The following is a 20,626-nucleotide window of genomic DNA, read 5'->3' as shown; positions in this document are numbered from 1 at the left end:
CGCCGCACGGTTTCGGTCAACATCACCCCGCCGGCGTGGGACACCACACCCGACGCCCTCTGATCAACGCGGACCCGCGGATACAACGAGGTAGAGTTCGACACCAGAAAGGTGCTCCTGATCTTCAGCACGGACGGTCCCTAGACAAGACCAATCCTTGCAGGTCAGAGCACCTTTCTTCATGATCAACACACACCAGCGGTGCTACCTCGACGAAAGCACGAGGTTAATCCCGGCCCTGATAACAAGCGAAGTCGCCCCGCATCCGCCGCCTTGGCGACCCGTCGCTGACCACGAGCGAGCCTCCCCTCGGGTGGCGACTCGCCGCCCCAAGCAGCAACTACTCGGGTTCGGTCCCGTCATCTGGCACCGGTGATGAATCGTGGATCTGTGCTGTGTCCTGCACCGGAGATGGCACCTCGGCCTCGCTCGTCGCGTCGAGCTGCTGCCGCAGCGCAACGATCTGTGCGAGCAACTCTTTCCTGCTCGGCCCATCGGTAAGCGGTGAAGACGTCTGTGCCCGGACGTAGCGCGCGAATGCCGGCGTGCTGAACCCGATCTCTCCCCACCCCGCGGGTTGAAGGATCCCCTTGTCGATCAGGCTGCTGCGCTGTTGGCTGATGTCCTTGGTCGTGCGCTCCAGATCGCTGGCCACATCACTGATCTGGGCAATCCCTGCGGGGTTCAGACGTCGAACGACGGCCGTGAGAACCTGCTTCTCCATCGGTGTGGCCCGCTGCCACCTCGTCCGGAACATCCCGTGAGTAAGTTCTTCGCTGGCCACCGCCAACCCGCGCCGTGCGTGCTCGACGGTCAGCATTTGGGGGCGGTCCGGGGCGGCCGCCACCCACGTCTGATCGCCAAGCAACTGGATGAGATACGGGGATCCATCTGCCTCAGCCAAGATCAGGCCAACAGCGTCGTCGTTGAATCCCACGCCCAGGCGATTCGCCGGGGCGAGCAGAGCCTCAGCGGCCTCGCTCTCGGACAACCCGGGCAGCCTGCGATAGGTAAAGCGCTCGGTGAACGTTCCGGCGACCGTCAATGAATCCGAACTATTGGGTAGTCCAGCGCTGATGATGGTGGCAGGCACGGGAGCGTTGGGATCCTCCCCGAGGGACTGCAAGACGTGGCCGATGGTGATCCTGCCCGAGCGTGAAGCACTCTGGATCTCATCGATGGTGATCAACAGGCCGGGCCGGTTCTGCTCCCGGACGATCTGTGCGCTGCTCGCGATCAGCTCGTGCAGCACGTGCGGCTCGATGTGGCCGTCGGGACCCGGGTCCGCCTTCTTCGTGACGGTGACCAGGCCGGCCAGGTTGACCTGGACGTCGAGCCTGGCCAGACGGTCCTTCCACTGCTGCCAGGAGCCAGCAACGCGATTGCCAGGCAGATCGGCCAGGGCCTTCCCGATGGTGGTGGCCACCAGCTGGGGCACCGACGTCTCGGAGTTGGCCCTGACTGACGCCACGACAAAGCCACGGTTCTGCGCCTCGATAGCGACCTGCCGAAGCAGCACAGTCTTGCCCATGCCCCGGATCCCGGTGTACACCAAGGGTGCCCTCCCGACGGCGCCATAGTTCTCGATCCGTCTGAGCAGGGTGAACGCCTCGCTGAACTCGGCCTGGCGGCCCGCGATCTGCGGCGGTGCCAGGCCCGGGCCGGGCTTGTAGGGGCTCTCGAGTGACATCCCGCCTCCGTAGAAGTGCATAGAAATGGGCCACTTTCTATACAGTTCTATCAAACTGGGCGCCTCGGGTGACTCCGTTTAGGGTGATTCCGCGGAATCGCTTGTACCAGAAGCGGTGGCCGCGACGAGGCCAGTCGTCTGGCCGAGGTCGCACCCTCACCTTGAGCGGGAGGAGTGCCGGCGAATTCAAGTCCCAACGCCGGCCCACGGTGGCCGAACCGGCCCGGCCGCCCCGCCCAAGGTCAGTTGGGCGGAGAGCAGAACGCTGCGCATACAGTGTCCGGCTCGACCAGCATCTGCCGGTGAACGCCGCAACGGTTATGGGTCATGAGCCAGACCGTCATCGAAGGCGACCTGTCGACCGAACCCGAATGCCCCATCGCGGGATCGGGCGCCTGCTGGGTTCACTCATGGTCATCACCAGCCTGTGCTGCAAAGCTCGCGACGGCTACTGAACCGTCGGGCCGACAACCGCCGGCTAGGTCCAGGCATTCCGACGGCTCGCCCAACACATCACCGACAGCGTCGGCAACGGCCGAAGGGCTGTCGACGGCCTGTCGGCCAGCGAACCAAGAGGTTGTTGTCTAACAGCTGTCCACTTTCGTCCTGCGGATCAGCATGCTCCTAGTACAGACTCTCGATCCGAGAGCCAGACTCGATGTAGCGCGGTTGCTCAGGCGACCAGCCGAGCGTGCCAGTTCCGATATCCAGGCACGCCGGCCGTCCGCCGGGACATCGCGCCATCGGATCCGCATCTCAGGTGCATGGAGGAAACAATGAGTCATTCGCAGAGTCAGTCCCTTGATGCCGATGATGGCAACCGGCTCCTGAGCACCGACGAAGCGGCTGCCTACACGCCCTACAACGCACGGACTCTCGTCAACCTGCGAAGCGCGGGGAAGGGCCCGGCCTTCATCAAGGTGCGGAATGGCGCTGTCGCCTATCGTCTTCGCGACCTGGTCACTTGGCAGACAGAGTGGCGCCGGAGCACGCTGGACCAAGATTGAGGTCGGCAGCGCCGAACACGCCTACGGCCCCTCCGAGAACAGCCAACTTTGGGTTGGGACGCATCGCAAGCTGCACACATGCCTTGCCACACAGGACGCACAAGGCATCGCCATGGCTGAGGGCCTCGACGTTGAAGTGAGTGTTGGGCGCGCGAATACTTGTTGACCGCCTGAGGCGCACAGGCCGTGATGCCGCCGGACCACAGTATGGGGCCGCTGGCTGACGTCTGCTCCCAGTCGCTGACTATCGTCGCCCGACGAACGTTCTGCGCGAGCAAAGACCCTGGTAGTCAGCTCACCGGTCCGGCTTCGTTAGCGTTGTGGTTGTCATGACGTCTGCTCAGACCTCGTAATTGTGACCAACCGACGGGTCCGGTGCGTCCGCCTTACAGCCAGATCCGTGGCCGGCCCGGGCACATCGCAATGACACGTTTACTACACGCTTTCAAAGGGCGCTGCAGTGAGCTCGAGTGATGCCTCGCGACGTCTGCGTCGACGCCAAGCGTCGACTTGCAGACATACACGGACGCCATCTTCCTAGTCATGTCGCCTGGGGTAGGTTCATACAGCGGGTGTCGCAAGTTCGAATCTTGCTGGGGGCACCATCCGGCCTGACATCACGGTTTCCGGCCGATCACGGCACCGTTCGCGCCGGCGGCCTCGAACCAGACCGTACGGATGTCTTGGAAGCCCAGGTCACCGAGCCATGCGCGGTACTCGGCGGATGTGTAGTTGCGGCCCTCGGTCTCGACCAGCATGTTGAGGCTCATCAGTGCCGCGGACGGGGGTCCCGTCTGCTCGTCGTTGACCAGCAATTCAGCGATGACCACCACACCACCGCTCGGCAGCGCAGCCCAGCACTTCTGGAGGATCGCCCGGCAGCGGTCCTCGGCCCAGTCGTGCATGATCATCGACAGCAGGATCGTGTCGTGCCCATCGGGCAACGATGAGTCGGCGAAGAAGTCGCCGGTCACCGTTTCGATCCGCCCTGAAAGGCCTGCTTCCGCGACCTTTTCGGCCGCGATGTCGACGACCTTCGGCAACTCGTACACCGTCGCGGTCAGGTCTGGGTTGAGCCGGCACAGTTCGATGTCGAACGCCGCGGATCCACCGCCGACATCGAGCAACCTGCGCTGACCGCTCAGATCGATGGCCTGGCCAAGGGCGCGCGCGGTGAACGTCGACAGCGAGTGCATCGCCTCCCAGAACACGGCAAGCAGCCGGGGATCCTCACCGTCGAAGAGCGAGCTCTGCCGGTCGGGATCCCACGTGGTCGGGCGGTTCGAGCGGATCGCTTCGGTCAGCCTGGCCCAACCCGGGTACAGCCGCTGGTCGAGCATCTGCACCCAGCCGCCGAAGTAGTAGGGCTTGCCGCGGACCAGGAACTCCTCGGCCAGCGGGCTGTTGGCAAAGCGCCCGTCCACCTTCACCAGCAGCCCGAGTGCGGCACACCCGGTGAGCAGCATCGCGGCCGGTCGCTCCTGGATCGCCAATGCCTCGGCAAGGTCCCCGGCGGTCGTACCGGTCGTGCCGGACAGGCGGTGGAACAGGTCGAGCTCATGGGCGGCGGCGAGCGTCTTGAACGCCCAGAAGCCGGTCGTCAGTTGCATCAGTGGAACGGGCGACAACGCATGATCGGGGTCCGCGGTCATGCCGGCCGCGCCCGTCCGAGACTTGTCGTCGTTTCTCATCTCATCCTCCTGTGATGGGTGGAACGTCAACGGTGCCGATTCGGGGCCCCAGGCACATCCGTGGCCAGCACGGAGGCGTCGCCCACCGGTCGTGGGCTGGACTGATGAGGTGACCGTTGACAGGCAGACGACCCAGGAATCGACGCAGGCCGCCGGTGACGTCGTCGAGGCGAACAAGTACCTCGTGCTGGCCACCGCCACTCCGGGCGGTACGCCCTGGGTGACGCCGGTCTACTTCGCCCATGACGATTTCGCGTCGTTCTGGTGGGTGTCGCGGCCGCTGGCTCGGCACTCGCGGCTGATCTCGATGAACCCCCAGGTCGCCATCACCGTGTTCGATTCATCGGTCCCGGTCGGACGGGCCGCCGCGGTGTACGCCGAGGCGTGGGCAGCGCAGTGCTCCGACAGCGACGCGCGTCGCGAGATCGGTTCCTATTCGGAGCGTTCGCAACAACACGGCAACCGGCCGTGGACGGTCGACGACGTCTCCGGTGATGCGGAGTTCCGCCTCTACCGCGCCCGGACAGCCCGGCTGTGGCTCCTCGCCGACGACGGCGGCCCGGATCACCGCATCCCGATCGCCCTGGACACCCTGGCAGGGGCAGCGCGGGCCACACCATCGACGAACCCGGGTACCGACGACAGCATCAACCGGTGAAAGGACATCCACATGAGCAAGACCGTCTTCGACATCAGCATGTCCCTCGACGGCTACATCACGGCCGCCGAACGCAGTCCCGACCAACCGTTGGGCCGCGACGGTGAGCAACTGCACCAGTGGCTCCTCGGCGACGACAGGACCAGCCTGGAGTACTTCGCCCGGGTTTCGAAGGCCAACGGTGCCGTGATCACCGGACGGCGGAACTATGACGATTCCCTTCCGTGGTGGGGCGCGGACGGCCCGACCGGCGACCTCCGTCTCCCGGTCGTCGTCGTCACGCACTCGACGCCGAGGGCAGTGCCCGAAGGTGGTGTCTACCGGTTCGTCACCGATGGGCTCGAGTCGGCGCTCGAGGTGGCGCGGACGGCCGCAAAAGGCCGGGACGTCACCGTGATGGGCGGCGCCAGGCTCGCCCGGAGCTTCCTGACCGCGGCCCTGATCGACGAGATCTCGCTTCACATCGTGCCGGTCCTCTTCGGCCAGGGCACCCGCCTGTTCGACGAGTTGCCCGATCGGCACTGGGAGCTCGAGTTGATCGAGGCCGTGCCGGCGGCCCGGGCGGTGCACGTGCGCTACGCCGTACGCCGGCAGCCGCCGAGTCCCTAGCGAGACAATGTCGACGTGACTCCTGATTGGCTGGGATCCGTCACCCCGCGCGAGGCCGAGGTCCTCGCAGGCATCCGCGCGCACCAGACCAACGACCAGCTCGCCGACCAGTTGTTCGTCTCGGTGCGGACCGTGGAGAGTCACGTCACGTCGCTGCTGCGTAAGTCCGGAGCGGCGGACCGACGCGAGTTGGCGCGGTTCGCGGACGACCTCGACCGCACGCCCGCAATGATGGGGCTCCGGACCTTCGAGACCAGCTTCATCGGTCGCGACAGCGCGGTCGACGAGCTGGCCGTCCGCGCGGAGCGGGGGCGCATCGTCACGGTCGTCGGCCCGGGCGGAGTTGGCAAGACCCGACTTGCCCACGAAGTGCTCGCTCGGCTCGCCCGATCGTGGGATCTGGTGGCCGCCGTCGACCTGTTGCCGGTCAGCGCCGGCACTGCCGCGAGCGCCATCGCCGACACCCTCGGCGTTGCCGAGGAAGCCGGCGTTCCGGCGCGGACCGCTCTGGGCCGTGCACTCGGGGATCGGCGAGCCTTGTTGCTCCTGGACAACTGCGAGCACCTGTCCGCCGAGGTCGCCGACCTGGTCGGCGTGTTGCACTTCGGCTGTCGCCGAGCGACCGTGCTGGCCACCTCGCGCGAACCGCTGCGCCTCCCCGGGGAGGACGTGATGGTGTTGACGCCGCTGGTGGCGAGTACCGGCGCCGCCGTCAGACTGTTCTGTGACCGATCCGGCCTCGACCCGTCCCCTGACCTCGTGGACATCGTGGCGCTCCTGGAGGGCGTCCCCCTCTCGATCGAGCTTGCCGCCGCGCGGGTTCACACCTTGGGTCTCGATGGTCTGCGCGCCGGGCTGCACGGCCGCCTCCCAGCTCTCAGCGGCGGCCGGGATCCCGACCTGCGTCACCGATCGGCTTCTGCCACCGTCGCGTGGAGCCTCGCCCTCCTCGACCACGAGCAACGGGAACTTCTGCGCATCCTGGCTCGCTTCCAGCACGCCGTGGATCTGGACACCGCAGCGGCGGTGAACGGGACCTCGACGCAGCAAACCGCGCTGTTGCTGTCGGAGTTGGCTGCCAAGAGCCTGCTCCAGGTGCATCGAAGCGAACACCACACGCGTTGGAGCATGCTCGACCTGGTGCGTCACTTCGCCGGCGAGGGACAGGCCGGCGGCACGGTAGGCGAACGCATCGCCGGCTGGGCCGCCCGACGAGCGCGATGGTTGCTCGATACCGATGACACTCGGCCCGTTCGAGAGCTTCCCGACCTCGTCAACGCCGCCCTGAACTCCCCGCCCCGACCGGATCCATCAGTGCACGCACTGGTGCGTGATGTCGCCGCGTTGGCGCTGCGGGCGGGTCGTCTCACCGATGCCCTGGAATGTCTGGTCGCAGCCGCCGACCGCTCTCCCGATTCCCGGCTCGCCGTCGACGATCTGATGGATGCGGCGGCGGTCGGGGCGGCTCGCGCCAGCAACGACGCCACGCACCGATTGTTGGTTCAGGCAGGCGAACGAGCTGACGCCGCCGGCGACCGGGCTTCTCGCTCGCGAGCCCTGTCGTCAGCCATCGTCGCCTGGTACCGCTATCCCCCGGAATCACCCGCGACCGGTCCGTGCGGTCTTCCGATCGAGGACGTGCTGGCTATCGCCCGGCGCGACGTCGGGGACGACCCGGAGGACAGCGCAGCGCTGTCCGCCGCGGCGGCCTGGCACGACGGTGGCAGCGACGCCGCCGAACAGGCAGTTGCCGCTGCCGAGCAGACTCGGGACCCGGTTCGGGTCGCCGCCGCCCTCGACGCCCTCACCGTCGCCTGCATCGCCGAGCAACGCCTCCGCGCGGCGCGCGACGCCGCCCTCCGACGCGTCGAGCTGTTGCGCGGACAGGCGCATGCCACTCCTCGCGGTCTGGAGGAGGCGGTCGACGCCCTGCACGCGGCGGCCAGCACGGCGCTGATCGTCGGGCGACCGGTTGAGGCCCGCGGCCTGGAGGCCATCGGGCCCGGGCCGGGCCAGGACGGCCAGGAGTTGCCCCGCGAGGTCCGCGCGCTGACGCTGCTGGGCCGCCTTGACGACGCCACCGCAGCCGCGGAGACGATGTGGCGCAGGTGGCTCGTCGACGGCTGCCCGGCCCGTGCCTGGATGTCGACCGCCGGAGCCTTCACCGTCCTGGCAGTCGGACTGGCCGATAGACCCGGCGAAAGCGTCTGGCGGCAGCGCACTCTGCGACTCGCCGGCGTCGACGTGGCCGACCGCTCCCCCACACTGGCTGCAGTGTCGGCGTACGTAGACGCCCGCCTCGCCCTGCACCGCGGCGAACTCACGAGCGTGCCCTACCTTCTCGACCGCAGCCGGCAGGCCTTCGTCGATCGTCAATATGAGGGCTTCGCGCGCGCGGCGGGCGCTGAGCTGGCGGTCGCGGCGGGACACCCCGAGGCGGCTGCCATGGTCGACCGCCTGGCCGCGCCGGCCAAGGAATCCGACTGGGTCGACGCCATCCGCGAGCGGTGCCTGGCGCGGCTCGAGTCGGACAGCGGCCACGGCTCGCGTGCGCTTGCCCGATGGCAGGCGATGGGGGCGCGGTTCGAGGCCGACGCGACAGCGCGGCTGATCGCAGGTTCCGATGAGTCGGGGCGGTGAACCGGACGCGCACGTCGTTGCCGGGCTCCTACGATGGGCGGGTGGCTTTTCAGATCTCCGGCATCGACCACATCGTCCTGAACTGCGCCGACATCGACGCCACTGCCGCCTGGTACCAACGAGCCCTCGGCGTGCAGGTCGAAACCTACGGCGCTGGACGGACCGCTTTGGTATTCGGATCGCAAAAGATCAACCTGCGACCCGTCGGCGCTGACGGCTGGGAGACGGCTACCAGTGAGACGCCCGGCGCTCTGGACATCTGCTTCGAGACCGACGCAACGGTGGCGGAGATCCTCGCGACCTGGCAGGCCGCTGAGATCGCCGTGCAGGAAGGACCGGTGCAGCGAAATGGCGCCCGCGGACCGATAACGTCCATCTACACCCTTGATCCGGACGGCAATCTCGTCGAGGTTGCACACTATTCACGCCCGTAGGGCGGGGTCAGCGTGCGACTTGACCGCTCGTGGCCGGGTTCGCTGCTGTCGCGGCGTGAACCTTCTGCGCACCCGCGTCGTTGCAGACAGTGAACAGGTGTTCCCAGGACCGGCTGCCATGCTGGACCTGTGCCGGAACACCGGCCACGACCGAGAGGACACCTGACGATGCCGGGATCGCCCAGCCTGCCCAACCGCCGCACCGTACTCGCCGTCGGCGGTGGCGCCGCTGCCGCCGCGCTGGTCGCCGCGTGCGGCAGCAGCCCGACCGCGACAACCACCACCGTGGCGAAAGGCGCCGAATTGGCCGCCGTCAGCGACATTCCCGACGGTGGCGCGCTGGTCGTCGATCAGGTGGTGCTCGCCCGCACCGGCGACACGGTGACCGCCCACTCAGGGATATGCACCCATCAGGGGTGCGCGGTCGTCGCCGCACAGTCGGGCGACGAGGTCGACTGCCCATGCCACGGTTCCCGGTACACCGCCTCCACCGGCGCCGTCCTGCAGGGGCCCGCGACGGCGCCGCTGCCCGAGGTCCAAGTCACCGTGAAGAACGGCACTGTGCTTCAGGGCTGAGTTTCTCGGCTCCCCGGCGGTAACGGTCGGTCGCACAGGAAATACACAGCCGGGGCCTAGCCGCGGCACACCAGGATCACCGAGGATCGTCGGTATGACCAGCGCACCCATGTCCGGGGCCACCGGCGTCTCCCGGCCGACCCGCGAGATCCTGTCCGGACCCGACGGCCGGCCGATCCGCGTCCTGGTGGTCGACGACGAGCCGACGCTGGCCGAGCTGGTCGGCATGGCGCTGCGTTACGAGGGGTGGCAGGTGCAGGCGGTGCACGACGGCCGATCCGCCGTCAGCGCCGCCCGCAGCTTCAAACCCGATCTCATCGTGCTCGACGTGATGCTGCCGGACATGGACGGCTTCGAGGTACTGCGCAGGGCACGCGCCGACAGTGATGCAGTGCCGGTGTTGTTCCTGACCGCCAAAGACGCGGTCGAGGACCGGATCGCCGGGCTCACCGCCGGCGGCGACGACTACGTGACGAAGCCGTTCTCCATCGAGGAGTTGGTGCTGCGGTTGCGCGCCCTGCTGCGCCGCACCCATGTCGTCAGCACGGCCGAGTCGTCGACCATCACGGTCGGCGACCTGACGCTGGATGAGGACTCACGCGAGGTGTTCCGGGGCGGCGAGTTGATTCCGTTGACGGCTACCGAATTCGAGCTGTTGCGGTACCTGATGCGCAACGCCCGCCGCGTGGTGAGCAAGGCGCAGATCCTGGACCGGGTATGGAACTACGACTTCGGCGGCCAGGCGAACATTGTCGAGCTGTACATCTCCTATCTCCGCAAGAAGATCGACGCCGGGCGCGAACCGATGATTCACACGATGCGCGGATTCGGCTATGTCCTCAAACCCGTCTGATCCGCAGCACGATCCGGACGCCACCGGACCGATCGAGATCCGGCAACCGCCGCGCAGACATCGACCGATGACGCTGCGCAGCAAACTGATCGCCGGCTTCGTGGTAGCGATCATCGCGGTCTCCGCGGTGATCGGAATCGTCACCCAGGTCTTCCTTTCCGACTACTTGCTAAAGCAGCTGGACAGCCGGGTGCTGGCCACCCAGGTCCGCTTCGGCGGCCCGCCGCCAGGCGAGCAGCCGGACACCGGGACAACGCAGTCCAACGGCCGTTTCCGCAATCTGGAAAGCGGGTTGTGCACGGAGACCTCGGCCAGTGCCGGGCGGATCAATCCGCAACCCGACGACAGTATTGTCGGCGTCATCGTCGACGGGGCGGTCAGCACCGCCGCCCTGCGCAGCGCCTACCCCTCCTGCACCCAGCTCACCGCCGCGCAAGCGGCCCCGCTGACCACGATCGCGCCGGACCAGCCGCCGGTCACCGTGTCGCTCAACGACTTCGGTACCTTCCGGGTGGTCGCCACCGCCATGCCCGACAACCGGGTGATCGTCACCGGCCTGTCCACCGCAGACGTATCGGCGACCCAGAACCGGCTGACGGTGATCATGTTGATCGTCGCCGGCAGCGCAGTGGTGATCGGCGGCGTAACGATCTGGCTGATCGTCCGGCGCTCGCTGCGCCCGCTGGAACGGGTCGCCGCCACCGCCCGCAAGGTCACCACGCTGCCGCTGGATCGCGGCGAGGTCGACCTCGGGATCCGGGTGCCGGCCCGCGACACGGATCCGCGCACCGAGATCGGGCAGGTGGGTGCGGCGCTCAACCAGATGCTGGGTCACGTGTCCGAGGCGTTGTCTGCCCGACACGAGTCGGAGACCCAGGTCCGCCGGTTCGTCGCCGACGCCTCACACGAGCTGCGGACACCGCTGGCGGCGATCCGCGGCTACGCCGAACTCGCCGGCCGCAATCCCGACGACGCGGCGGGCGTGACCCACTCGCTCGCCCGGGTGCATTCGGAATCGGAACGGATGAGTTCGCTGGTCGACGACCTGTTGCTACTGGCCAGGTTGGATGCCGGCCGCCCGCTGGATCACGACCCGGTGGACCTGACCGCGCTGGCGATCGACGTGGTCTCCGACGCCAGGGTGGCCGGTCCCGACCACCACTGGCGGTTGGAACTGCCGCCCGAGCCGATCGTCGTCCGCGGTGACGGCGCGCGGCTGCACCAGTTGCTGGCCAATCTGTTGGCGAATGCCCGCACCCACACCCCGCCCGGCTGCACCGTCGTCACCGGGTTGCGCACCGAACGGGCGATGGCCGTGCTGACGGTCACCGACGACGGCCCCGGAATCGACCCGGCCCTGCAACCGGGGATCTTCGGTCGGTTCGTTCGCGGCGACCAATCCCGTTCCAGGGCAGCCGGATCCACCGGGCTGGGCCTGGCAATCGTGGCGGCCGTGACGGCCGCCCACGACGGCACGGTGGCGGTGAACAGCCACCCGGGGAGGACCACGTTCACCGTCCGACTCCCGCTCGATGCCGAGTCGACAGACTGAAAGGCACATCATGACCACCGCTCTCGCGGCCAATGCCACCCAGCCGGCCGATCCCCCCACATCACCACCGCCCGACGCGGGCCGGTTCGCCCGGCTCTGGCGTGGCCCGGCCGACGACCCCCGGTGGGCGCGCCCGGCGCTGCTCGGACTGCTCGCGCTGACCGCTGGGCTGTACCTGGTGAACCTGTCGACCTCGGGGTGGGCGAACGCCTTCTACTCGGCAGCCGCGCAGGCCGGTTCGCAGTCCTGGAAGGCGCTGTTCTTCGGTTCCTCGGACGCGGCGAACGCGATCACCGTCGACAAGACTCCCGGCGCGGTCTGGTTCATGGCGCTGTCGGTGCGGATCTTCGGCCTGTCGTCGTTCGCGGTCCTGCTGCCGCAGGCGCTGATGGGCATCGGATCGGTCGGGCTGCTGTACTCCTGCGTGCGACGGGTCGCCGGACCGGCGGCCGGCCTGCTCGCCGGACTGGTGCTCGCGCTGACACCCGTTGCCGCCCTGATGTTCCGGTTCAACAACCCGGACGCGCTGATGGTGCTGGCGCTGATCGCCGCGGGCTGGGCGATGACCATGGCCGTCGAGAGCGGCCGGACCCGGTGGTTGGTGTGGTGCGGCACGTTCATCGGGATCGCCTTCCTGGCGAAGATGATGCAGGCGTTCCTGGTGGTGCCCGGGTTTGCCACCGCCTACCTGGTGGCCGGGCCGCCGCGGCTGGGTCGCCGGGTGCGGCAACTGTTGCTCGCCGGGGTGGCGATGATCGCCGCCGGCGGCTGGTGGGTGCTGATCGTGCAGCTGTGGCCGGCGTCGTCGCGTCCGTACATCGGCGGCTCGCAGACCAACTCGGTGCTGGAGTTGATGTTCGGCTACAACGGATTCGGTCGGTTGACCGGCGACGAGGTGGGCAGCGTCGGCTGGCAGGACGCCAGCTCGATGACGAAACTGTTCGACTCGGAGCTCGGCGGACAGGTCTCCTGGCTGCTACCTGCGGCGCTGATCGGTCTGGTCGCCGGGGTGGTGATCACCGCGCGGCGTCCGCGCACCGACCCGGTGCGGGCTGCGCTGATCGGCTGGGGCGGCTGGCTGCTGGTGACGGCCGTGACGTTCACCGCGATGAAGGGCATCAATCACGCCTATTACTCGATCGCACTGGCCCCGGCCATCGCCGCCCTCGTCGGCATCGGAGCCCACCTGCTGTGGCAGCGTCGGACGAACCCCGTCGCGCTCGGAGCACTGGCCGGATCCGTGGTGCTCAGCGGAGTCTGGGCCAGGATCCTGTTGGGACGGACGCCGTCGTACGCATCCTGGCTGCCGGAACTGGTGCTCTACGGGTCGATCGCCGCGGCCCTGCTGATCGTGCTCGCGGCCAGGCCCGCCGGGCGGTCACTGCGCTGGATCGCCGGCACGCTGGCGGCGGCGGTGATTCTCGCCGGACCGACCGCCTACACCGTCCAGACCGTCCAGACCGGGCACACCGGCGCGCTGCCGACCGCCGGCCCTGCAACGAACTCCGGGCCCGGTGGGTTCGGCGGCAGCCGCCCGGCGCGATCGGGGCAGGCCGGGCAGTCCGGGCAGGCCGGGCAGGCCGGGCAGGCCGGTGGGCCGGCCATCGGAAGCCGCAGCGGCGGCCCTGGCGGCGGCGCAGGAGGCGGCACAGGCGGCGGCGCAGGCGGGTTGTTGAACAGCAGCACGCCGGGCAGCGAGCTGACCGCGCTGCTGCAGAACGCCGGAACCACCTGGGCTGCAGCAGTTGTCGGCTCCAACAACGCTGCCGGCTATCAGCTGGCGTCGGAGCAGCCGGTGATGGCCGTCGGTGGTTTCAACGGCACCGATCCGTCGCCGACGTTGGTCGGGTTCCAGCGACTGGTCGCCGACGGGCAGGTCCACTACTTCATCGGCGGCTCCCTCGGCGGTCGCGGTGCGACCTCCGGATCCGATGCCGCCACCCTGATCGCCCAATGGGTCTCGTCGAACTTCACCGCACAGACCGTCGACGGCGTCACCGTCTACGATCTGACCGCCCCCTCCTGACCTTCCCCCGCCCGCAACCGCTTCCGAACTCGACTACGTCCGTCACTCCTGTCCCAGATCGGGGCAGAAGATAGGCGCATGCAAAGTTGATAAGCGCCCCCCCGGGGGCGGTCACAGCAGGGGCACAGCAGCGACCCCGGGCGGGCACAGTGCGGCGGCAGATCGTTGATGCATGACGATCAATACGACCTCCCTGGACGGGCCCGCGCCGGCTCGGCTGCGGATCCCCACCCCCGGCGGCGCGATCGAGACCCCCGTCGGCGCCGCGGCTTTGGACATCGTTTCGGCCGGTCCCGGCGGACCGGTGCTGGACATCGTGGTGCCGGTCTACAACGAGGAGCGCGATCTGGTGCCCGCCGTCACCCGGCTGCGCGACTACCTGCAGCAGCGACTGCCGTTCAGCTTCCGGATCACCATCGCCAACAACGCATCCACCGATGCGACCGCCCGGCTGGCCGACCAGTTGGCCGACTCCTTCGACGAGGTCATCGTGGTCGAACTGGCCGCGAAGGGGCGCGGCCGCGCCTTGAACACTGTCTGGTCGGCGTCCGACGCTGCGGTCCTGGCGTACATGGACGTCGACCTGTCCACCGACCTGGCGGCGCTGCTGCCCTTGGTCGCACCGTTGGTGTCCGGTCATTCCGACCTGGCCATCGGAACCCGACTGCATCGCGGTTCACGGGTGGTACGCGGGCCGAGGCGCGAGTTCATCTCGCGCTGTTACAACCTGATCCTGCGCGGCACCCTGTCGGCGCATTTCTCCGACGCCCAATGCGGTTTCAAAGCGATCAGAGCGGATGTCGCCCGTCGACTGCTGCCACTGGTCAAGGACACCGGCTGGTTCTTCGACACCGAACTGCTGGTGCTCGCCGAACGGTCGGGTCTGCGGATCCACGAAGTGCCGGTGGACTGGGTCGACGACCCGGACTCGACGGTCGACATCGTCGCCACCGCCGTCGCCGATCTGAAAGGCGTGGCCAGGGTCGGCCGGGCACTGTTCACCGGCGCGCTGCCGGTGAGCCAGCTCCGTGCACAACTGGGCCGCGAGCCGATCGCCGACGCGACTCCGGACGTCCCGACCGGCATGCTGCGGCAGCTGGTCCGGTTCTCGATCATCGGCATCGTCTCCACCGCGGTATATCTGTTGCTGTACCTGCTGTTGCGCGGCGTGATGCCGGCGCAGCCGGCGAACTTCCTGGCGCTGGCCAGCTGCGCGGTCGCCAACACCGCCGCCAACCGACGGCTGACGTTCGGTGTCCGCGGCCGGGATGACGCCGGCAAACACCAGTTGCAGGGGTTCATGGTGTTCCTGCTCGGTTTCGGCATCTCCGCCCTGGCCCTGTTCGGTCTGCACCACTTCGCCCCGGACGCATCGACGGCGGCAGAGCTAGCCGTACTGTTGGTCTCCGGCCTGGTCGGAACGCTCGCCCGGTTCGTCCTCATGCGCGGCTGGATCTTCCGTCAGCGCTGTTCGATCGCCCTCGACCCGGTTCGATGAGACATCCTGCGCCACCGACGTTGTCGTCCCCGGTCAGCGGCGCCGTCAGTCCGCCGACCGAAATCGAGAAAGAGATCACGATGAGCACCCAGACCCTGGATGTGTCCCGATCCGCCGCCGATCCGGCGACCGATCCCGTCCCGGCGCCACCTGCCGCCGACCCGCCGTCAGATTCCGGCAGGCTCGCCCGACTGTGGCGCGGCCGACCGGAGGACCCGCGCTGGGTCCGGCCGACCCTGTACCTGCTGCTGGCCGCTACCGCGGCGCTGTACCTGGTCGATCTGTCGGCCAGCGGCTACGCCAACGACTTCTACGCCGCCGCGGTCAAGTCCGGGACCGAGAGCGTCAAGGCCTGGCTGTTCGGGTCGCTGGACGCCGGGAACGCCATCACGGTGGACAAGCCGCCGGCCGCGATGTGGCTGATGGTGTTGTCCGCCAGGATCTTCGGCTTCTCGTCATTCTCGATGTTGCTGCCGCAGGCGCTGATGGGGGTCGGCACCGTCGCGCTGACCTACGCCGCGGTCCGCCGCTGGTCCGGCTACGGCGCCGGGCTGATCGCCGGCGCGCTGATCACCACGGTGCCCGCCGCCGCGCTGATCTTCCGGTTCAACAACCCGGACGCGTTGCTGGTCCTGCTGATGACGGCGGCGAGCTACTTCGTGATCCGGGCGATTGGGCGGTCCGGCACCAGCTCCCGCAAGGCACTGCAGTGGCTGCTGCTGGCCGGCGCGGCACTCGGATTCGCCTTTCTGACCAAGATGTTGCAGGGACTGCTGGTGCTGCCCGCACTGGGCCTGGCCTACCTAGTCGCCGCGAAACTGCCGATCTGGCGCCGGATCTGGCACCTGCTGGCGGCGGCCGGCGCGCTAGTGGTGTCGGCCGGCTGGTTCATCGCGCTGGTCGCGCTGTGGCCGGCCGCCTCCCGGCCGTACATCGGCGGCAGCCAGGACAACTCGTTGTGGGAGTTGGCGATCGGGTACAACGGCCTCGGCCGGATCTTCGGCTCCGACGGCAATGGCGGCAATGGCGGCGGGGGCGGAGGTGGCGGCGGTGGCGGCGGATTCGGTGGCGCCACCGGCCTGACTCGGCTGTTCGGCACGGAGTTCGGCACCCACATCTCCTGGCTGATCCCGGCCGCGGTGATCGGACTGGTCGCCGGCCTGCTGTTCAGCCTGCGCCGGCCGCGCACCGACCGGATCCGCGCATCGCTGATCCTCTGGGGCGGTTCGATGGTGGTGACGGCGTTGGTGTTCAGCTACATGTCGGGCACCATCCACCCGTACTACACGGTGGCGTTGGCACCGGCGATCGCCGCGACCATCGCCGTGTCCGGGACCGAGCTGTGGCGCGGGCGGCGGAACACCGGGGTTCGGCTGGTGCTCGCGGCGATGATCGCGGTCACCGGGATCTGGACATTCACCCTGCTCGGCCGGGACGCCGCCGGCTGGCAACCCTGGCTGCGTTGGGTGGCGCTGATCGGCGCGCTGGCCGGAGCCGCGCTGCTGGCGGTGAGCGCCGGCTCGTTGAAGAAGCTCGCCGCAGTGGCCGTTCTGGTCGGCACGCTTACCGCGTTGAGCGGCACCACCGCGTATGCGATCGCCACCGCTTCGACAACCCATTCCGGATCCATCCCGAGCGTGGGTCCGGCCGGTTACTCCTCCGGTGGGATGGGTGGGATGGGTGGCGGCGGTTTCGGCGGGTCCGGACAGGCTCCGGGCGGATCGGACGGCAGCGCCCAGGACGGAACGGCGCCGGGCGGAACAGCGCCGGGCGGAACGGCGCCGGGCGGAACGGCCCAGGATGACGGCGCCCGGTCGGCCCCGACCGGAGGCTTCGGCGGCGGCACCGGCGGCCCCAAAGCCGGCGGCCAGACCAACTCGGAGCTGACGACCCTGCTCAACGCCACCAGCGCCAGGTGGTCGGCGGCGGTGATCGGCGACCAGAGCGCGGCCGGGTACATCCTGTCCACCGACACCGCGGTGATGGCGATCGGCGGCTGGAGCGGCTCCGATCCGGCCCCGACGCTGGCGCAGTTTCAGCAGTACGTGGCCGACGGCGACATCAGCTACTTCATCGCCGGCGGCGGAATGGGCGGCGGCGCAGGCGGCTCCGGGTCCGGCTCGGAGATCAGCGCCTGGGTGCAGGCCAACTTCACCGCCACCACGGCCGGCACCGCCACGGTGTACGACCTGACCGACAGCAGTACCAGCTGACCGTCAGCTCGTCGGGACCTCGCCGTTCACCGGGCGGTGATCGTGACCAGCACACAATCCGTTGGTTGCGCGGTCGATTCGGAAACCTGTCCACAGGGCCAACCGGACTGCCTGATGGTGATCACCCCGGCGACGGCCGGCGTGATCGTCCATCCGGCGACGGTGGCTGCGCCTGCCGGCACCGACGACAGGTGAATGTTCCTCGGCGCGGCGCCGGATCCTTCAAACGTCATGCCTTCGAACTGGAAGAGCAGCTTCTGGCCAACCTTCACCCCGAGACTGGGAGTCGGCGCACCGCCGACGGAGCCGTCGCACAATGCCAACGGTGTCCCGCCCGATCCCGTCACCCCGGCCATGACCTCTTGCGATCCGCAGGTCGTGGTGGGGGAGGCCGGCTCGGTCCAGGTTCCGAAAAGGGAACGGTCCGACCCTCCGGGAGTGCCGGGTGTCGAGGAATCCGTCAGCAGCTCGGAGCTGCTGCCCGCCTGTGCGCTGACTGATGGGAGCGCTGGCCGGTCCGATTCACTCGGCGTCGAAGACGTGCACGCGGTCGCCGCCTGAACTGCCAGCACAAGGACGCAGCTGACCGTGGACACTCTGGCCAACCTCCGTCGACTCCAGCCCGACATGATCTGGGCAAGGCAACTGGGGCAGCGGAGGCCCCGCCGCTCGAGGCGTGGAACTCCGGCCATTTCCTGCTCCTGTCCGTGGAGGTGATGAGCTTACTCCCGCTACCGACGCCACGGGACATCCGACAGGTTGCACGCCTGCGAAGCCGGAATGTGGTCTGGCGCATGCATCAGCTTGGGTGTGGCCAGCCGCTGAACCTCGAACGGTTAACGACAGGTGACTGTTGATAGCCAGATGCCCGTTGACGACGGATCCTGAGATGTGGTACGACTCCATTTGCCCTCCGCCGACACAGAACTGGGGGCCAGGATGGCGCGTCGCGTAGCGCGAGTGGTGGCCGCAGCTGTGATTGTGATCTTCTGTCCAAGCGGTTGGTTGGCGGCGACAACCAGCGTTGGCGCGGCCGCGACGCCTGGTGATCCCGTCTGCTACCACGCCAGTAAGACCTATTACATCGACAGTCGCGGTCAACAAGTTGTCAAGAACGATTCGACCACAGCGACGGTGTACTCGTTCGAGGAACTGGGCGGCGGCGAATTGATCGTTCCCCCGGCCGGATTTAGCTTCGAAAGGGCCAGCGATGAGCAGTTGGCAGCCTGGGGATACCCGCCCCGAGGCGACGGTTCGGAGGCTGATTGGACCACCACAGAGGGCGCCTTGCATGCACAATCGTATGACGTTGACCCGACTCTGTGTGAATACCCAGACAGGTACGCGTCATATAATGCGTCGCCCATTTGGACAGGAGTCGAGCCGCATGTCTCAGCAAATGATTTCAGGCGAGTATACGGCAGTTCTCGCATCCCGACGTTCCAAAATTCCACCTGCAGCGGGACCACCGCAGTCGCATTCTGGGTTGGTATCGGGAATCCTAACGGCCTGATTCAGAACGGCTGGGTTACCGATGACGGCTCACCGCAAGGCATGTTCCCCTTCTTTGAGTTTGTCAGTGGAAGCATCGGTGTGCCACTTACTCGGAAGCCAGGAGTCGGACAGGCCGGCGATCTCGTGAAGTCAGATACCTACTTCAATAAGGGGACCAGCCCACATCAGGTCCAGTTCAACTGGACGGATCTGACGACCGGCACGGTGCTGACCCCGTATGTGGTCAAGCAGGTGCGCGGCGACGATCAGCAGATCCACAACGTGGATGATTACTACGACGGCAGTCAGGTCGAATTGGTCGACGAAAGACTTGGCAGCACGCCAGTCAGATCGTTCTCTGTCGCAGGATGGGCAAATATGTACGCCGCGAGAGCGGGACAGTCGGCCGCCACGGTCGGTTCGTTTGCCTACAATACCTCTTACGTAACCGGCGGGTCAGGGACAATCTTGGGACTATCGGGCGGAGTGCTGACGTCGTCAACGCAGATGAACATTAAATGGGTGCGTTGCTCATGACCCCTAGGCTTCTGCGATTTGAGTAGCTCGGTCGTGCAACTCGTCCCGACTTGTGGGTTCGTCGGCAACGCCTCGGTGACCAAGCGCCGACCCGCGACGAACTGACCGAAGTCAGGTCTAACCTTCCATCGCGGCTGCTGACGACAGGGTGCACCGCCGGCGAGTGCGATGAAGCTTCGGCGGTTGTGGATGTCCGGTCAGAGCATGACCTCGATCAGGTCGGGACCGCGCGGATCGGCACGCAACACCTTCGCGCCGGGGCGCAGTCGCTCGTCGTCCCGATAGCGCCGCAACAGTCCCCGCTCGGCGGCCAGGTCCCCCGCGTCGGCTGCGACCAGCAGCGCGGCGACCTCGTCGATCAGTACATCGACGGCGCCGCCGTCAGCTGAGTCATCCTCCGGCCCGGTCATCGCACCCCAGTTGTCCCAGAGCAGCAGTTCGTCACCGAAGCGGTGCGCCACTTCGCGAATCACGTAGTCACGAACGAACCAGCGCCCGCGGATCACCGGCACCGACTCGTCGACGCCGAAGGTCTCCACGTCCAGCGACCCGTCACGGTGGCCCTGCCACACCTCCGCGGCTGTCCGGAACGGCGCGGCCGGACCGGCCGGGATGTCCAACGGGGTGGGCAGCGCAGCCGACGGCTCGGCGACCTCGGGGTCGAACCTCAGCCACCGCGCGCCGTTCCACATCTCGACGATGACATGGTCGTGGTTCCAGGTGGGACTGAAGTAGCTGGCAAAGCCGATCCGACTGCGGGCCGGAATGCCGTGCTGGCGTAGCACCCCGACGCTCAGCAGGGTGTGGTCCCGGCAGCATCCCTGCACCCGTTCGACCGGTTCCCGCGCGGCCGTCAGCGGTGCCGGGTGTCGCTCGGCGTCCCGGTCGAGGATCACCGACAACCACCGGGAGTGGATGTCCTGGTCGGTCGACGTCGGCAGCTCCCGCCCGGAAGCGCGGTAGTGCACGATGACGTTCCGCGCCACGGCAGACACGTCGGGGATCTCCGCCGGTATCGCGCGCAGCGCCGCGGCGTGCCGACCGGGGTCGGAGTAGCGGCTGTGCACGGAATGATCGACGACGGACGGAACGGGTGCGGCCTGCGACATCCGCCCAGTATTCACCCGGAGGCCGACCCGCCCGTCCGT

16 protein-coding genes are annotated in these 20,626 nt (G+C 67.9%); 12 read left to right on the top strand and 4 right to left on the bottom strand.

Annotated features, from left to right (window positions below; translation table 11 throughout):
- Window positions 1-340 precede the first annotated feature (340 nt).
- Window positions 341-1,690 (bottom strand): ATP-binding protein, encoded by a 1,350-nt coding sequence (locus K340_RS0118460; RefSeq protein ID WP_161632135.1) that lies wholly within the window; start codon window positions 1,688-1,690, stop codon window positions 341-343.
- A 776-nt stretch (window positions 1,691-2,466) separates the two neighbouring features.
- On the opposite strand from K340_RS0118460, the gene K340_RS0118455 reads away from it, so the two are divergent.
- Window positions 2,467-2,697, top strand: coding sequence for a helix-turn-helix transcriptional regulator (locus K340_RS0118455; RefSeq protein ID WP_029137793.1), 231 nt, complete (start codon window positions 2,467-2,469; stop codon window positions 2,695-2,697).
- 617 nt (window positions 2,698-3,314) lie between these two features.
- Here K340_RS0118455 and K340_RS0118450 read toward each other — a convergent pair.
- Entirely contained in the window at window positions 3,315-4,349 is a 1,035-nt protein-coding gene (locus tag K340_RS0118450) for a methyltransferase (protein ID WP_407662241.1), read from the bottom strand.
- A gap of 148 nt (window positions 4,350-4,497) precedes the next feature.
- On the opposite strand from K340_RS0118450, the gene K340_RS34525 reads away from it, so the two are divergent.
- The 10 genes from K340_RS34525 (at window position 4,498) to K340_RS31365 (ending at window position 17,447) form a co-directional block, all read left to right on the top strand.
- The gene (locus K340_RS34525; protein ID WP_161632134.1) at window positions 4,498-5,046 is read left to right on the top strand and encodes a pyridoxamine 5'-phosphate oxidase family protein; all 549 of its coding nucleotides are present in this window, start codon (window positions 4,498-4,500) and stop codon (window positions 5,044-5,046) included.
- Window positions 5,047-5,058: 12 nt separating this feature from the next.
- On the top strand, window positions 5,059-5,655 hold the full coding sequence (locus K340_RS0118440) for a dihydrofolate reductase family protein (protein WP_029137791.1): 597 nt from the start codon (window positions 5,059-5,061) through the stop codon (window positions 5,653-5,655).
- Window positions 5,656-5,670: 15 nt separating this feature from the next.
- Entirely contained in the window at window positions 5,671-8,295 is a 2,625-nt protein-coding gene (locus tag K340_RS0118435; RefSeq protein ID WP_029137790.1) for a LuxR C-terminal-related transcriptional regulator, read from the top strand.
- Window positions 8,292-8,729, top strand: a complete 438-nt coding sequence (locus tag K340_RS0118430; RefSeq protein ID WP_245599620.1) for a VOC family protein — start codon at window positions 8,292-8,294, stop codon at window positions 8,727-8,729. The genes K340_RS0118435 and K340_RS0118430 overlap by 4 nt, the downstream gene beginning before the upstream one ends.
- Window positions 8,730-8,897: 168 nt before the next feature.
- Window positions 8,898-9,305 carry a Rieske (2Fe-2S) protein gene (locus tag K340_RS0118425; RefSeq protein ID WP_029137788.1) on the top strand — a complete coding sequence of 136 codons (408 nt, stop codon included), beginning with the start codon at window positions 8,898-8,900 and terminating at the stop codon, window positions 9,303-9,305.
- A 94-nt stretch (window positions 9,306-9,399) separates the two neighbouring features.
- Window positions 9,400-10,158, top strand: coding sequence for a response regulator transcription factor (locus K340_RS0118420; protein ID WP_029137787.1), 759 nt, complete (start codon window positions 9,400-9,402; stop codon window positions 10,156-10,158).
- Window positions 10,139-11,710, top strand: coding sequence for a sensor histidine kinase (locus K340_RS0118415; protein ID WP_084614637.1), 1,572 nt, complete (start codon window positions 10,139-10,141; stop codon window positions 11,708-11,710). Before K340_RS0118420 ends, K340_RS0118415 begins: the two co-directional genes overlap by 20 nt.
- A 10-nt stretch (window positions 11,711-11,720) precedes the next feature.
- Window positions 11,721-13,736: an ArnT family glycosyltransferase gene (locus K340_RS0118410; protein ID WP_029137785.1), complete on the top strand. Its 2,016-nt coding sequence runs from the start codon at window positions 11,721-11,723 to the stop codon at window positions 13,734-13,736.
- A 172-nt stretch (window positions 13,737-13,908) separates the two neighbouring features.
- Window positions 13,909-15,234, top strand: coding sequence for a bifunctional glycosyltransferase family 2/GtrA family protein (locus tag K340_RS0118405; RefSeq protein WP_084614636.1), 1,326 nt, complete (start codon window positions 13,909-13,911; stop codon window positions 15,232-15,234).
- Window positions 15,235-15,314: 80 nt separating this feature from the next.
- Window positions 15,315-17,447, top strand: coding sequence for a mannosyltransferase YkcB-related protein (locus K340_RS31365; protein ID WP_037365581.1), 2,133 nt, complete (start codon window positions 15,315-15,317; stop codon window positions 17,445-17,447).
- A 26-nt stretch (window positions 17,448-17,473) separates the two neighbouring features.
- On the opposite strand, the gene K340_RS31360 is transcribed toward K340_RS31365, so the two are convergent.
- A complete protein-coding gene (locus K340_RS31360) occupies window positions 17,474-17,803 on the bottom strand; it encodes a hypothetical protein (RefSeq protein ID WP_029137783.1) in 330 nt (109 codons plus the stop codon).
- A 604-nt stretch (window positions 17,804-18,407) separates the two neighbouring features.
- Between K340_RS31360 and K340_RS36040 the strand changes: the two genes are divergently transcribed.
- Window positions 18,408-19,478 (top strand): hypothetical protein, encoded by a 1,071-nt coding sequence (locus K340_RS36040; RefSeq protein WP_154674346.1) that lies wholly within the window; start codon window positions 18,408-18,410, stop codon window positions 19,476-19,478.
- 197 nt (window positions 19,479-19,675) lie between these two features.
- On the opposite strand, the gene K340_RS31355 is transcribed toward K340_RS36040, so the two are convergent.
- Complete coding sequence (locus K340_RS31355; protein ID WP_037365490.1) at window positions 19,676-20,587, bottom strand: transglutaminase domain-containing protein; 912 nt, start codon at window positions 20,585-20,587, stop codon at window positions 19,676-19,678.
- Window positions 20,588-20,626 lie beyond the last annotated feature (39 nt).

The sequence above is a fragment of the Nakamurella lactea DSM 19367 genome (genome assembly GCF_000426645.1).
GTDB classification, from domain to species: Bacteria; Actinomycetota; Actinomycetes; order Mycobacteriales; family Nakamurellaceae; genus Nakamurella; species Nakamurella lactea.
The sequence above is the reverse complement of the archived record's forward strand: the minus strand, read 5'-3'. Positions and strand labels throughout refer to the sequence as shown.

Bases quoted from the DNA above. Each gene is read 5' to 3' on its own strand.
- K340_RS0118460 (WP_161632135.1), bottom strand. From the start codon at position 1,690: ATGTCACTCGAGAGCCCCTACAAGCCCGGCCCGGGCCTGGCACCGCCG.
- K340_RS0118455 (WP_029137793.1), top strand. From the start codon at position 2,467: ATGAGTCATTCGCAGAGTCAGTCCCTTGATGCCGATGATGGCAACCGG.
- K340_RS0118450 (WP_407662241.1), bottom strand. From the start codon at position 4,349: ATGACCGCGGACCCCGATCATGCGTTGTCGCCCGTTCCACTGATGCAA.
- K340_RS0118440 (WP_029137791.1), top strand. From the start codon at position 5,059: ATGAGCAAGACCGTCTTCGACATCAGCATGTCCCTCGACGGCTACATC.
- K340_RS0118425 (WP_029137788.1), top strand. From the start codon at position 8,898: ATGCCGGGATCGCCCAGCCTGCCCAACCGCCGCACCGTACTCGCCGTC.
- K340_RS0118420 (WP_029137787.1), top strand. From the start codon at position 9,400: ATGACCAGCGCACCCATGTCCGGGGCCACCGGCGTCTCCCGGCCGACC.
- K340_RS0118415 (WP_084614637.1), top strand. From the start codon at position 10,139: ATGTCCTCAAACCCGTCTGATCCGCAGCACGATCCGGACGCCACCGGA.
- K340_RS0118410 (WP_029137785.1), top strand. From the start codon at position 11,721: ATGACCACCGCTCTCGCGGCCAATGCCACCCAGCCGGCCGATCCCCCC.
- K340_RS0118405 (WP_084614636.1), top strand. From the start codon at position 13,909: ATGACGATCAATACGACCTCCCTGGACGGGCCCGCGCCGGCTCGGCTG.
- K340_RS31365 (WP_037365581.1), top strand. From the start codon at position 15,315: ATGAGCACCCAGACCCTGGATGTGTCCCGATCCGCCGCCGATCCGGCG.
- K340_RS31360 (WP_029137783.1), bottom strand. From the start codon at position 17,803: ATGGCCGGGGTGACGGGATCGGGCGGGACACCGTTGGCATTGTGCGAC.
- K340_RS31355 (WP_037365490.1), bottom strand. From the start codon at position 20,587: ATGTCGCAGGCCGCACCCGTTCCGTCCGTCGTCGATCATTCCGTGCAC.